This window comes from Arthrobacter sp. 05T47, assembly GCF_056395825.1.
This window is the reverse complement of record NZ_JBFTKG010000006.1, coordinates 1-13499: the sequence shown is the minus strand read 5'-3', so window position 1 is coordinate 13499 and position 13499 is coordinate 1. Positions and strand designations below refer to the sequence as shown.

General features: G+C 69.9%; 9 protein-coding genes and 1 pseudogene. 7 read left to right on the top strand and 3 right to left on the bottom strand.

Going from position 1 to position 13499, the window contains the following annotated elements:
- Nucleotides 1-119: 119 nt before the first annotated feature.
- The 6 genes from AC1DEY_RS06960 to AC1DEY_RS06935 all read left to right on the top strand — a co-directional run bounded on the left by AC1DEY_RS06960 (nucleotide 120) and on the right by AC1DEY_RS06935 (nucleotide 9273).
- On the top strand, nucleotides 120-1130 hold the full coding sequence (locus AC1DEY_RS06960; RefSeq protein WP_476867311.1) for a LacI family DNA-binding transcriptional regulator: 1011 nt from the start codon (nucleotides 120-122) through the stop codon (nucleotides 1128-1130).
- A gap of 12 nt (nucleotides 1131-1142) precedes the next feature.
- Nucleotides 1143-1745, top strand: coding sequence for an SRPBCC family protein (locus AC1DEY_RS06955; RefSeq protein ID WP_476867310.1), 603 nt, complete (start codon nucleotides 1143-1145; stop codon nucleotides 1743-1745).
- A gap of 134 nt (nucleotides 1746-1879) precedes the next feature.
- The gene (locus AC1DEY_RS06950; protein ID WP_476867309.1) at nucleotides 1880-2125 is read left to right on the top strand and encodes a hypothetical protein; all 246 of its coding nucleotides are present in this window, start codon (nucleotides 1880-1882) and stop codon (nucleotides 2123-2125) included.
- Nucleotides 2126-2440: 315 nt separating this feature from the next.
- On the top strand, nucleotides 2441-3058 hold the full coding sequence (locus AC1DEY_RS06945) for a DUF4232 domain-containing protein (protein ID WP_476867308.1): 618 nt from the start codon (nucleotides 2441-2443) through the stop codon (nucleotides 3056-3058).
- A gap of 121 nt (nucleotides 3059-3179) precedes the next feature.
- On the top strand, nucleotides 3180-8417 hold the full coding sequence (locus tag AC1DEY_RS06940) for an Lhr family helicase (RefSeq protein ID WP_476867307.1): 5238 nt from the start codon (nucleotides 3180-3182) through the stop codon (nucleotides 8415-8417).
- Nucleotides 8410-9273 (top strand): Fpg/Nei family DNA glycosylase, encoded by an 864-nt coding sequence (locus AC1DEY_RS06935; RefSeq protein ID WP_476867306.1) that lies wholly within the window; start codon nucleotides 8410-8412, stop codon nucleotides 9271-9273. Before AC1DEY_RS06940 ends, AC1DEY_RS06935 begins: the two co-directional genes overlap by 8 nt.
- 194 nt (nucleotides 9274-9467) lie before the next feature.
- Here the strand turns inward: AC1DEY_RS06935 and yczE are convergent.
- Nucleotides 9468-10091, bottom strand: a pseudogene (gene yczE / locus AC1DEY_RS06930) (membrane protein YczE); the annotation flags it as partial.
- A gap of 61 nt (nucleotides 10092-10152) precedes the next feature.
- Here yczE and yczR point away from each other — a divergent pair.
- Entirely contained in the window at nucleotides 10153-11643 is a 1491-nt protein-coding gene (gene yczR, locus AC1DEY_RS06925) for a MocR-like transcription factor YczR (RefSeq protein WP_476867305.1), read from the top strand.
- Between the two features lie 138 nt (nucleotides 11644-11781).
- Here yczR and AC1DEY_RS06920 read toward each other — a convergent pair whose 3' ends face one another.
- Both AC1DEY_RS06920 and AC1DEY_RS06915 read right to left on the bottom strand, forming a co-directional pair.
- A complete protein-coding gene (locus AC1DEY_RS06920; protein WP_476867304.1) occupies nucleotides 11782-12474 on the bottom strand; it encodes an SRPBCC family protein in 693 nt (230 codons plus the stop codon).
- A complete protein-coding gene (locus AC1DEY_RS06915; protein ID WP_476867303.1) occupies nucleotides 12467-13177 on the bottom strand; it encodes a helix-turn-helix domain-containing protein in 711 nt (236 codons plus the stop codon). The genes AC1DEY_RS06920 and AC1DEY_RS06915 overlap by 8 nt, the downstream gene beginning before the upstream one ends.
- Between the last annotated feature and the right edge of the window lie 322 nt (nucleotides 13178-13499).

Genomic DNA, 13499 nt, shown 5'->3' with positions numbered 1-13499 from the left:
TGATTCGTTTCAATGAAAGGGTTCAAATTGGATCCCGGACGGGTATCCTGAAGTGAGTATTTTGCGTACGCGCCGCCTGGCCCCAAGGGCTGCGGCGTCCACCTTCAGGAGCACAGGAAATGGTTTCAGCGAGCGTCAAGGACGTCGCGGCCCTGGCCGGCGTCTCGGTCGGGACGGTCTCCAATGTGCTGAACCGGCCGGAGAAGGTCTCTGCCGAAGTCACCATCAGGGTCCAGTCCGCCATCGACAAGCTCGGCTTCGTCCGGAACGACGCCGCGCGCCAGTTGCGCGCGGGCATGAGCCACAGCATCGGCCTGGTGGTCCTGGACGCCGCCAACCCCTTCTTCTCGGATCTGGCCCGGGGCGCGGAGGACCGCGCCGCCGCGGAGAACTTCACCGTCCTCGTCGGCAACAGCAACGAGGACGAGGGCCGGGAATCCGCGTATCTGGACCTCTTTGAGCAGCAGCGCGTGCGGGGCGTGCTGCTGTCCCCGGTAGGAAATGTCATCCCGAGGCTGGAGCAGCTCCGGCGCCGGGGCATCCCGACGGTGCTCGTGGACCGGCAGACAGAGAACATGAGCTTCTCCTCGGTGGCCGTGGACGACCTGGCGGGCGGGGAGATGGCCGCGGCCCACCTGTTGTCGCTGGGCCGGCGGCGGATCGCGTTTGTTGGCGGCCCGGCAAGCATCCGGCAGGTGGCGGACCGTTTGGCAGGGGCGCGGAAGGCCATCGACGCCGTCGCGGGCGCAACACTCGAGGTCATCGCCACGGAATCCCTGACCGTACTTTCGGGCAGGGCGGCCGGTGAGTCCATCCGGTCACGGCCCGAAGCCGAACGCCCGGATGCGATCTTTGCAGCCAACGACCTGCTTGCCGTGGGCGCCCTGCAGGGACTCATGCTCATGGGCGGCGTCAAGGTGCCGCAGGAGATCGCCCTGATCGGCTACGACGACATCGAGTTCGCCGCCGCCGCCGTCGTGCCGCTGTCCTCCATCCGGCAGCCCAGTGCCCTTATCGGCTCCACCGCGCTGGAACTGCTGCTCCAGGAGGCGGCAGCAGAAGACGGCTTTGCACCCACCCAGGTGGTCTTTCCGCCCGAATTGATAGTGAGGGCATCCACGCAGGGCTGAAAGGAGGCCCCGATGGGCAGCACAGACTACGAGTTCAGGACCGTCTGGCGCGTGGCGGGCACGCCGGAGGAGGTCGCGGCCGTCCTGAGCGAGGCCACGGCCATGCCCCGCTGGTGGCCGTCCGTCTACCTCAGCGCCGAGCCCGTGGCCGGCGGCCCGGAGCCAGGGCCCGGAATGCCCGGACCTGTACGCCTCCACACGAAGGGCTGGCTGCCCTACACGCTCCGCTGGACCCTCACGGTTACGGAGCCGGTCACTCCCCGCGGTTTCGCCCTCACCGCAGCCGGCGACCTCAACGGCACCGGCCGCTGGACCTTCGAGCCGGACGGACCGGAAACGGTCATCACCTACGACTGGCGGGTCAGCGCCGCCAAGCCCCTGCTGCGCCGGCTGAGCTGGCTGCTCAAGCCCGGCTTCGCCGCCAACCACCGCTGGGCGATGGCACGCGGCCAGCAGAGCCTCGCCCTGGAACTGCGCCGGCGCCGGGCCTCGGCGGACAGCGCCGGGCCAGGGGCCCGCACCGTTCCACCGCCGCCACCACCCACGTTTGCCTGGCTGGCCCGGCGGGCCAGCCACACTCCAGCGGCTGGCGCTGACGCGCACCCGAACGGCTAGTGCTGGATACCGAGCGTCTGGACTCCTGCACAACGGGGCGGCAGTGCTTCATTCACTTGGCCATTGAGGGTAAGTGGCTTCCCACGGTTAGCTGGATCACATCATCGTTTGCCCGTGACCCTTCAGGAATCCTCATGACATTGCAGAAGAACCGGCTCTCCAGCCGCCCCGCCCGGTGGGACGACGTCGAGATCGGCGACGCCGTCCACGTCCACCGGGACGGCCGCCTGGAGCACGCGGGCCGCGTGGACACGCGAACCGCCGACGGCGCCGTCGTGTGGGTGGTCTCCAAGGGCGGGCACCGGCGGCTGTTCCACATTGCCGACGGCTTCGAACTGAGCGTTGCAGACGCCGAAGGAGCCCGCCATGCTGACCACTGATCGAAGGGAAGCCACGGCGCAGACGCTAAACACGCTTCAGCCGGTAAACGCGCTTCAGCCGCCAATCCAGTGGGCAAACCCCACCGCCGGCGCTGCCGCTTGGACGGATCCACTATCCGCCGGCACCGCCTCCTGCCCGGAGGACTGCCACTACTGCTCCGGCCCTGAGACCGACTAGCAGCAGCGCCTCCCTGGCCACCTGACCTCGGCTGATGCCCGGAAATCACAATCCGGGCATCAATATGGCCAGGTTGCCGTGGCATCGTTGACTAAGGCAACGGCGGGCATAATTGTTGAGCCATGAGGTCTCAGCGAATGAAGCACGCACTGGTTGTGACATCGGCTGCCGCGGCGGCTCTCTTCCTTAGCGGCTGCGGGGGCAGTTCGGCGCAGCCCCAGCCAGCCACCTCCCCGCCCACCGCTTCCGCCAGCACTTCGAGCGAGCCCTCGGCCTCCGCGACGGCCACGGAATCCTCGCCCGCCGCCGCGTCCTCTCAGGCGGCCCAGTCCGGCCCCGCCCTGTGCAAGGCCGCCAGCCTGACGGCAACCACCGACGCCAGCGGCGGCGGAGCGGCGGGCAGCGTCTACATGCAGCTGATCCTGACTAACTCCGGCACCGAACCGTGCCTGTTGAAGGGCTATGCGGGCGTCTCCCTCACAGCCGGGGCGGATGGAGAGCCGATCGGCGCTGCCGCCACGCGCGATGACTCAACCCCGGTCTCCGACGTCATGCTCGCCCCCGGGAAGGCAGGCTCCGCCACGCTGCGCTACACCCAGGCCGCCAACTATCCGGACTGCACCCGCACGCCGGCGGCTGGATTCAGGGTCTACCCGCCCGATGACACGGCTTCGCTGTTCGTCGCGCAGCAGCTGGACGCCTGCACGAACACCGAGATCAACCTGCTGACCGTCGGGGCCTTCCAACCGAAGTAGCACCGGGCCCGCCGGCCTCCCGGCATCGAACGCCAGGGAGCGACCGGAGCTTCCGGGCCAGCATGGGCGGCCGTCAACGTGCCCGGCAAATAGTGTCAGTGGGGTAGGGCATGATGGAGGAATGAAGGGGCAGGAGCTCGCCGGCGGCGCACTTTCGGCCAACGCCATGGACCGGTTCAGCCGACCGACCCGGGAATGGTTTCTGGGCGCTTTTTCCACGCCCACCCCGGCCCAGAGCGGCGCCTGGAATGCCATCTCCTCCGGTGCGCACGCCCTCGTCGTCGCCCCTACAGGCTCCGGCAAGACGCTCGCTGCGTTCCTTTGGGCGCTGGACCGGCTGCTAACCTCCGCCCCCGCCGAGCCCGAGGCCCTGCCCGGCCTGGACACGGCTGTTAAGGGCGGGCGCCGGACGGGCTCACGGACAAATTCAGCCCAGCGGAAGGCAGCCCAGCGGAAGACCCGGGTGCTGTACATTTCCCCGCTCAAGGCTCTCGGCGTCGACGTCGAACGCAACCTCCGTGCACCGTTGATCGGCATCACGCAGACCGCCAAACGCCTGGACCTGCCCGCACCGCTCATTACCGTGGGCGTCCGCTCCGGGGACACGACGGCGGCCGACCGCCGTTCGCTCCTCAGCCACCCGCCCGACATCCTCATCACCACACCGGAATCCCTCTTCCTGATGCTGACGTCCAGGGCCCGGGAAACCCTCGACGAGGTGGACACGATCATTGTCGACGAGGTCCATGCCGTCGCCGGCACCAAGCGCGGGGCGCATCTGGCCGTGTCCCTGGAACGCCTGGACGCGCTGCTGCCCAAGCCCGCCCAGCGGATCGGCCTGTCGGCAACCGTGGAACCCAAGGAACTGGTGGCGCAGTTCCTCGCAGGGTCGGCGCCGGTGGAAATTGTGGCCCCTCCGTCGCGGAAGAACTGGGACCTCACCGTCTCTGTTCCTGTGGAGGACATGTCCGATCTTCAGGGTGCCGCCGCGGCCTTCGATTCCGGTCCGGCCTCCGGGCTCCAGCCCCAGGCCTCCATCTGGCCTCATGTGGAGGAAAAGATCGTGGACCTGGTGCTGGCCAACCAGTCCACCATCGTCTTCGCGAACTCCCGCCGCCTCGCCGAACGGCTGACCGCCCGGCTCAACGAGATCTACACCGAACGCCAGCTCATGGCAGCCGGCGGCGGCTGGGCCGAGTTTGGCGCCGGCGCGCCGGACTTCGAAGCCGCACCGGATGCCATGCCGGCTGCCGTGCCCAATACTGCCTCGCCCAGCAGAGTGCCGTCCGGCGGTGCCGCTGCGCTGCCCACGTCCACTGCCACACCGGCCCATATGATGGCGCAGGCCGGCAGCACGGCGGGCGCGGATCCCGTGCTGGCCCGCGCCCACCACGGCTCCGTATCCAAGGACCAGCGCGCCCTGATTGAGGATGACCTGAAATCCGGGCGGCTGCGCTGTGTCGTGGCCACGTCCTCCCTCGAACTTGGCATCGACATGGGCGCCGTGGACCTGGTGGTGCAGGTCGAGTCGCCGCCCTCGGTGGCCAGCGGCCTGCAGCGGGTGGGCCGCGCCGGCCACCAGGTCGGCGAAATCTCCCAGGGCGTGCTGTTCCCTAAACACCGGGCAGACCTCGTCCACACGGCCATCACCGTGGAACGAATGCTTGACGGCAAGATCGAGCGGCTCAGCATCCCGGCCAACCCGCTGGACATCCTGGCCCAGCAGACGGTGGCAGCTACCGCCCTTGGGGCGATCGACGTGGAGGAATGGTTCGCCACGGTCCGGCGGTCAGCGCCCTTCGCCTCGCTCCCCCGCTCCGCGTTCGAGGCCACCCTGGACCTGCTGGCCGGACGCTACCCCTCCGACGAATTCGCGGAGCTGCGTCCCCGGGTCATCTGGGACCGGAACGCCGGGACCATCGAGGGCAGGCCCGGCGCGCAGAGGCTCGCCGTCACCTCCGGCGGGACCATCCCGGACCGCGGACTGTTTGGCGTGTACATCATCGGCACCGAGGTCGAGGGCACCGGCGGTTCGGGGTCTGGCAGCTCCGGGTCTGGCGGTGCCAGCGCAGATGGCAGGGCCGCCAGCCCGGCCGCCGCCGCGGCCAAGGGCGGGCGCCGGGTGGGCGAACTCGACGAGGAAATGGTCTATGAATCCCGGGTTGGGGACATCTTCGCCCTCGGCGCCACCAGCTGGAAGATCGAGGACATCACGCACGACCGTGTCCTGGTGTCGCCGGCGTTCGGACAGCCCGGCAAGCTCCCGTTCTGGAAGGGCGATTCGCTCGGCCGGCCCGTAGACCTGGGCCGCGCCCTCGGTGCGTTCATGCGCGAACTGGCGGCGTCCGACGTCGGACCGGCAACCGAGCGCTGCAAGGCCAGCGGCCTGGACGACTTCGCCGCGAACAACCTGATCCAGTACCTCGCCGAACAGCGGCTGGCCACCGACGTGGTCCCCAGCGACACCACCCTCGTGGTGGAACGCTTCCACGACGAGCTCGGCGACTGGCGGGTGGTGCTGCACAGCCCCTTCGGACTGCCCGTGCACGCACCGTGGGCGCTGGCCGTGGGCCAGCGCCTGCACCAGCGCTACGGGATGGACGGCTCGGCCATGGCCGCCGACGACGGCATTGTGCTGCGCGTTCCCATGATGGAAGACGAGCCGCCGGGCGCCGAGTTGTTCCTCTTCGACCCGGAGGAACTCGAGCAGATTGTGACAGCGGAGGTTGGCGGCAGCGCACTCTTCGCCTCCCGGTTCCGTGAGTGCGCCGCGCGTGCCTTGCTGCTGCCGCGGCAGAACCCGGGCAAGCGGCAGCCCTTGTGGCAGCAGCGGCAGCGCTCGGCGCAGCTGCTGGACGTTGCCCGGAAGTACCCGACGTTCCCGATTGTGCTCGAGACGGTCCGGGAATGTTTGCAGGATGTCTACGACCTTCCCGCTTTGAAGGACATTGCCGCTTCAGTGGAGCGCCGCGAGCTCAGGATCGTCGAGACCACCACGCAGCAGCCCTCCCCGTTCGCGAAGTCCTTGCTGTTTGGCTACGTGGCCCAGTTCCTCTACGAGGGCGACTCGCCGCTGGCAGAGCGCCGTGCCGCCGCCCTGGCCCTCGATTCCACCCTGCTCAATGAGCTCCTGGGCCGCGTGGAGCTGCGCGAACTGCTGGACGCGAAGGTCATCGACGCCACCGAGCGTGAACTGCAGCGCCTGGCCCGGGACCGGCAGGTGCGCGGGCTCGAGGGCGTCGCGGACCTCCTGCGCCTCCTGGGTCCGCTCTCGCCGCGCGAAGTTGCCGCCCGCCTGGAGCCGGCGGCGGGCCCGGCCGCGCCCGAGGCTACGGAGACCGCCCAGCCTGGCGGGGAGACAGCCGTGTCCGCCGGTCCGGACCAAACCCCGTCGGTTGGGCCGGTGGAGACTCCGGCGACCGAAGCCGACGCCGAGGCCCACCTCACCGCCCTGCAGCGGGCCAACCGGGCGATTAAGGTCAACATCGGCGGCGCCGAACGCTACGCGGCGGTCGAGGACGCCGCCCGGCTCCGGGATGCCCTCGGCGTCCCCCTACCGATGGGCGTGCCGTTGGCCTTCATCGAACCGGTCGCGGACCCGCTCGGGGACCTCGTCTCGCGCTATGCCCGCACGCACGGACCGTTCACCGCCGCGGAAGCCGCGGCGCGGCTGGGACTCGGCGTCGCCGTCGTCGGGACGGCGCTGAAGCGGCTGGCCGCGGACGGCCGCGTGGTGGAAGGCGAGTTCCGTCCGCACGCGTCGCCGCCGGCAGGCACGGCAGCAGCGGGCGTTGCCGGATCCGGCGTTCAGGGAACCGGACTTGAGGGAACCGGTCTTGAGAGATCCGACAGTGAACACTCCGGCGCTGCAGGGGCATCGGCCTCCGCGCCGGCCGTCGTTCTGCCTCTGGCGGCCGTCAGCGAATGGTGCGACGCCGAGGTCCTCCGCAAGCTGCGCCGGCGTTCGCTCGCCGCGCTCCGCGCCGAAGTCGAACCCGTAGACACTGCCGCGTACGGCCGGTTCCTTCCCGCCTGGCAAAATGTGCGGACCACCGGCGGCCGCGGGCAGTCCGCCCTGCGCGGCCTGGACGGCATCATTACCGCCGTCGACCAGCTTTCCGGCGTCCCCATTCCTGCCTCGGCATGGGAGCCACTGGTCCTGGCCAGCCGCGTGTCCAATTACCAGCCGGCCATGCTGGACGAACTCATGGCAGCCGGTGAAGTCCTCTGGTCCGGTGCCGGATCACTGCCGGGCAACGACGGTTGGGTCAGCCTGCACCTCGCCGATTCCGCCGAGCTGACGCTGAACCCCGCTGTCGATTTCGAACCAGGCGACGCACAGCAGCGGCTCCTGGAGCACCTGCAGAACAACGGCGGCGGCTACTTCTTCCGGCAGCTGACCGAGGTAGCCGGCGGCATGGATTCGGTGCTCAGCGACCAGGACGTAGTGACGGCGCTCTGGGATCTCGCCTGGGCGGGCCGGATTACCGGCGACACCTTTGCCCCCGTCAGGGCCCTGATCGCCGGTGGCCACACGGCCCACCGGCAGGTGGGGCGCGCACCGCGGGCCCGCGCGCCCCGGCTCAGCCGGCTCGGACGGGCGCACGGCACCGGCCTGCTGGGATCGCCGGGCCTCACCGGCGGCCGGTACGGTTCCGTGACCGGCACCGCCCCCGCGCCGGCGCTTGCCGCCGGACGCTGGTCCGCGCTGCCCTCCCCCGAGCTCGACCCCACCATCCACGCCCGGGCAACCGCGGAACTGCTCCTGGACCGCTACGGCGTGGTCACCCGCGGCTCGGTCATGGCCGAGAACATCCTCGGCGGCTTCGGCCTCATGTACAAGGTACTGGCCCGGCTCGAAGAGGCCGGACGCTGCCGGCGCGGGTACTTCATCGAGCACCTCGGCGCGGCGCAGTTCGCCGTGCCGGCCACTGTGGACCGGCTGCGGTCCTACGTCGAAGACGCCCAGTTGCACAAGGCCGAGCCCGTGGCACTGGCCCTCGCCGCGACCGATCCCGCCAATCCCTACGGCGCCGCCCTCCCGTGGCCCGCGCTGAATGTCGACGCCGGCACGGGACACCGGCCCGGCCGGAAGGCCGGCGCCCTGGTGGTGCTGGTCGATGGCGCCCTGGCCCTTTATGTGGAGCGTGGCGGCAAGACCCTGCTCGCGTTCAGCGACGACCCCGAGGTTCTGGCCGCGGCCGGTGCGGCGCTGGTGGGAGTGGTGACCCGCGGCGCGGTGGACAAGCTGATCATGGAAAAGGTCAACGGCCACGGCATTCTGGACACCCCGATCGCGGCCGCCCTTGCCCAGGCCGGGGCCTACTCCACACCGAAGGGACTGAGGATCCGTGCCTGAGGGCGATTCCGTCTTTCGCGCCGCGGCACAGCTGCATGCCGCACTGGCCGGCAAGGAACTGGTGTCCTCCGATTTCCGGGTCCCCCGTTTCGCCACCCTGAAACTCGGCGGCTGGACCGTGGACGAGGTGGTGCCCCGCGGCAAGCACCTGCTGATGCGGGTGCAGAGCCCGACGCCGAAGGACCGGCTCACCATCCACTCACACCTGAAGATGGAAGGCAGCTGGCAGGTCTACCCGTCCGGCGGCCGTTGGCGGAAGCCCGGCTTCACGGCCCGCTGCGTTCTGCGCACCGCCACGGCCGACGCCGTCGGGTTCTCGCTTGGCATTCTTGAAGTGGTCCGCACCGACCAGGAGGACGCCATCGTGGGGCACCTCGGTCCGGACCTGCTGGGCCCGGACTGGGACGCGGCCAAGGCCGAACGCCGTCTGCTCGCGTCCCCGGACGTGCCCATCGGGATCGCCCTGCTGGACCAGAGCAAGCTGGCGGGAATCGGAAACATCTACCGCTGCGAGGCCTGCTTCCTCGCCGGAGTCCATCCGGCGTCGCCGGTCTCCGCGGTGACGGATCTTGCGGCCCTGATCACCGACGCCCAGATCCTGCTCTCCGCCAATCTCGGCGCGGGCCGCCGGACCACCGTGCTGAACGCCCGGGGCGTACCAGTGGGCCGCACCGCCGGGCGCCCCGGCTACTGGGTCTACCGGCGCGAGCACCAGCCGTGTCTCAAATGCGGCACCCCCATCCGCCGCGGAGTCCTCGGCAAGGGCGCCGGCATCGAGGAACGGGACATCTATTACTGCCCCACGTGTCAGCCGTACGCCGTGCCGGAGGGCGCCCCGCCGGAGGGCGCCAGCTGACGGCGCCGGCTGACGGCGCTCCGAGCGGCGGATCAGCCCGCAGGACCGCCGGCTGCCGCCGCGGGCACGGCCGTCCCGGCAATGGCGGCCGGTTCGGCCCGGCTTGATTCAGCCCCGGCCGGTTCGGCCCCGGTTGGTTCGTCCCGGCTTGATTCAGCCACCGCCGCTTCGGCCGTCGCCGCTTCAGCCCCGGTTGGTGCGGCCGTCGCCGGTTCAGCCCCGGCCTCTTCGGCAGGACGCACCTCAGGAACGGTAAACCGCGGCAGCAGCAGCTGCACAAGGGGTCCGATCGCCAGCGCGTAGAGCACCGTGCCCACACCCACCGAGCCGCCCAGCAGCCAGCCGGCGCCGAGCACCACGATTTCGATGCCGGTCCGCGACGTTCGTATCGACCAGCCGGTCCGGCGGGCGAGTCCCGTCATCAGGCCGTCGCGGGCCCCGGGCCCCAGCCGTGCGCCGATGTAGCAGGCCGAGGCAATGCCGTTGAGCACGATGGCCCCCACGAGCATGCCGATCTGCCCGCCGAGATGCGTGACCTCCGGAATGAGGGCCAAACCGATATCGGCGAAGACTCCCACGAGCACGGCGTTGCACAGCGTACCGACGCCGGGCCACTGCCGGAGCGGAATCCACAGCAGCAGCACGAGGAAGCTGACGATCACCACGACGGTGCCGATGCTCAACCCGGTCTTGATCGCAAGGCCTTGGTGAAACACGTCCCAGGGGTCCAGGCCCAGCCCGGCGCGGATGAATATGGCGAGCGAAACGCCGTACATGGCCAGGCCAATGAGGAGCTGGAAGAGTCTGCGGGTCAACATGGTGTCCATCCTCCACGAAAACTGGCCTTGCAATCCATAGCCAGTCTGAAATACTGGCCTGATGTCCGTCTCTTTGACTCCGGGGTCCCTGGCTCGCCTGCTGGGCCAGTGGAACCTCGGCGCCGCCCCCGCCTACCGCGAGCTCGCCGACGTCGTCCGCCTGCTCATCCTCGACGGTCGCGTCGCCCTCGACGTTGCCCTGCCCAGCGAGCGGTCGCTGGCCGCCACGCTCGGCATCAGCCGCACCACGGTGACCGCTGCCTACAGCTTGCTGCGCGACCAGGGATTCCTGAGCAGCGGCCAGGGCAGCCGCGGCCGGACCTGCATTCCCCACCGCGGACCGCGGGGAACCGCAACGGATGGCCGGTCCGAACTCAGCGGGGCGCCCGGACTGGCCGTTCCGGACGGGTTGCTGGACCTTGCCTACGCCTCGCTGCCGGCCAGCGGCGAGGTGGTGCACCGGGCTTTTGCCGCGGCACTGACCGAGCTGCCGGCGCTGCTGCCGGGCTTCGGCTACGACGCGCTGGGGGTGGGCCCGCTCCGCGAAGCGATTGCGGCCCGTTACACCGCAGCAGGGGTTCCGACCACGGCCGGTCAGATTCTGGTCACGTCCGGCGCTCAGCATGCCCTGAACATTGTGCTCCGCACGTTGGCCGGCCGTTCGGGGACCAAGGTGCTCGTGGAACATCCCAGCTACCCGAACGCCCTCGACGCGATCCGGGCTGCGGGTTGCCGGCCGGTCCCGGTGGCCATGCCCCCGGCACACCATGGCGGCCACGCCGGCTGGGACATCGATGCTCTGGAGACCGCGCTGAGGCAGCAACGCCCGGCCATGGCCTACGTGGTCCCCGACTTCCACAACCCCACCGGCCGGCTGATGCCGGATTCCCAGCGCCGGCAGCTGGTCCGGGCGGCGTCCGCGTCGGGCACCGTGCTGGTGGTGGACGAGACCATGCGGGAGCTCAACCTCGACGGCGCGCCCTCCACGCCCCTGGCCGCATTCGGTCCGGCCGTGGTGTCCATCGGTTCGCTGAGCAAGTCACACTGGGCAGGCCTGCGGACCGGGTGGATCCGGGCCGGCGAGTCACTCATCCAGCGCTTCGCCGCCGCCCGAACCACCATGGACCTGGGAGGTCCCGTCGTGGAGCAGCTTGCGGCGGCCCATCTGGTCAACGACCTCAGGGAGCCCCTGCCCGAACGGCTCGCCTCGCTCCGTACCAACCGGGACACGTTGCTGGGGCTCATCGCCGAGAACCTGCCGACGTGGCAGGCGGAACGGCCCGGCGGCGGGTTGTCGGTCTGGTGCCGGCTTCCCGCTCCTCTCAGCACGGCGCTGACGGTGATCGCCCCGGACTTCGGCATCCGCCTCGCGGCCGGTCCCAGGTTTGGTGTTGGTGGGGCCTTCGAACACTACCTCCGAGTGCCGTTCACCCTGGCCCCGGAGCAGCTGGGGACCGCCGTGCTGGCGCTGCGCTCAGCCCAGGACCGACTGGAGGCGTCCCCGCAGCTGCGGCGGGACCTCACCAGCCCGCCCGCCGTCGCTATCGCGTAAATCCCATGGCGCGGCACCCCGCCAGACCCGTCGCGTGACGCGGCTTTATTCCTGCGCTGCGCATATGCCCTGTCGACTCCCGAGTTCGGGTGTCGACAGGGCAGGTGCGCGTCGCCAGAGAGGAAGTGCCTCGCGGGCTTAGGCGTAGACGCTGTCCAGGAACCCGGCCCAGGCCTCCGCAGTCGCGGCGCTGTCCCCGGCGCCGCTGAAGTCGTGGACGGTCATCCCGACCGGCGCGCCAAAGGCGTTGCGGCCGAAGAAGCGGTACATCGTGTCCGCGGTCCGCAGCCCGAGGAAGTTCTCGTTGGAGAAGTCCACCTCGACGGCGAGCGGACCGACGCCGTCGAGCTCCACCACCACCGTGTCCCCCTCTGCCAAGCCGGCGACGCCAAGGGCCTTCTTGAGCCGGTCGAAGCCGTCCGGGGTCTGCGAGGCAGCGGGGGCCTGGATATCGGTGAAGACCACGGGCTTGCCGTCGAAGTACTTCAGGTACTGGCCCAGGGTGTGCAGATAGAACGCCGTGTGCTTGCTGGCGCCGTCGTACTGCTCGTCCCAGTTGTCCGCGAAGATTCCGCTGTGCACGTAATGCAGCCGGGCACGGCCGCCGTCGAGCGGTTCCAGGACATGCTCCAGCTGGTTGAACCAGCCGTCCGGACCGTCCATCCGGGACACCAGATGGGAGGGGTATTCGTCAACGGTCCGTACTGCCGGCCACTGGTCCGTGGGGAACATCCAGGCCGGCGTGTCCTTGGTGACGGCCTCCCACACGCGTTCCGGGGTGCCGGGCAGTTCGGTGTCGTAGACGATTTCGAAATTCCGCTTGTCAGTCATTGTCCTGCTCCTTAGCTTGTGGGTTTGTCTCTTGTGAGTTGGTCTCTTGTGGCGTTGCAATGTATGCGCTTGCGGGCGCTGCGTTGGCTTCCGGCGCCTTCAGGGACGGATGAAGCGCGACGACAAGCCGGTGCTTGCGTCCCGGCGGCGGCGAATCCGCCGGGGAGCCCTGTGCGCCATGTCCGCCGTCGTGGTACTTGTCCACGAGCCGGGTCACGGCGACGCCGAGTTCCTCGGCGAAGGCTGCCCGGTCCGCCGCCGAGCGGAAGGTGATTTCGCCGTCGATGGCAAACGTGGCGAGCTTCTGCCTGGCCGCGGCTGCCCCGGCGATCAGCTGCCCCACCTCCTGGACCATGCGGGCGGCCAGCGCCAGCAGCCAGAACGCGGAAAAGCGGTCCGAGAACCGGTGCGGGTCCGGCGCCACGGAAGCCAGCGCCGCCGGCGAAATAAGGTACGACGCCGCCGTCGCCTGCAGGATGCGTTCGGTAACGTTGCCGCGCCGCCGTTCCTCGATGAGCTCGACGAGGCCATGCCGTTCGAGGGCCTTGAGGTGGTAGTTCACCTTCTGCCGCGGCAGGCCCACCTTCGCGGCGAGCTGCGTGGCGGATCCGGGCTCGGCCAGCTCGTGCAAGATCCTGGTCCGGATCGGGTCCAGCGAAGCCTCCGCCGCGGCCGGATCCTCGATCACTTCGATGTCCAACATGCTTCCAGTCTGCCTGCCGACAATTTTATTTGTCAAGAACTTTTTTCTGTTCGGCTCCTCGTGGACGCGGTCCCGCGAGTTCGCCGGAAGCGTGCGAAGTCGCCGGACGTTTACGGCGGCCTGGCACGCTACCGGCGAACTCGAGCGTTGGTGGGCCGGGCGGGGCGGGAGCGTGGGCCGGGCGGGGCGGGAGCGTGGGCCGGGTGGGCCCGGAGGGGCGGAGGACGTGGGCAGGGGGGCGCGGTGGCTCGGTGGCGGGAGGCAGTGGGTGCTCGTGGGCGCGGTCCCGCGAGTTCGCCGGAAGCGTGCGAAGTCGCCGGAC

Bases quoted from the DNA above. Each gene is read 5' to 3' on its own strand.
- AC1DEY_RS06960 (WP_476867311.1), top strand. From the start codon at position 120: ATGGTTTCAGCGAGCGTCAAGGACGTCGCGGCCCTGGCCGGCGTCTCG.
- AC1DEY_RS06955 (WP_476867310.1), top strand. From the start codon at position 1,143: ATGGGCAGCACAGACTACGAGTTCAGGACCGTCTGGCGCGTGGCGGGC.
- AC1DEY_RS06950 (WP_476867309.1), top strand. From the start codon at position 1,880: ATGACATTGCAGAAGAACCGGCTCTCCAGCCGCCCCGCCCGGTGGGAC.
- AC1DEY_RS06945 (WP_476867308.1), top strand. From the start codon at position 2,441: ATGAAGCACGCACTGGTTGTGACATCGGCTGCCGCGGCGGCTCTCTTC.
- AC1DEY_RS06940 (WP_476867307.1), top strand. From the start codon at position 3,180: ATGAAGGGGCAGGAGCTCGCCGGCGGCGCACTTTCGGCCAACGCCATG.
- yczR (WP_476867305.1), top strand. From the start codon at position 10,153: ATGTCCGTCTCTTTGACTCCGGGGTCCCTGGCTCGCCTGCTGGGCCAG.
- AC1DEY_RS06920 (WP_476867304.1), bottom strand. From the start codon at position 12,474: ATGACTGACAAGCGGAATTTCGAAATCGTCTACGACACCGAACTGCCC.
- AC1DEY_RS06915 (WP_476867303.1), bottom strand. From the start codon at position 13,177: ATGTTGGACATCGAAGTGATCGAGGATCCGGCCGCGGCGGAGGCTTCG.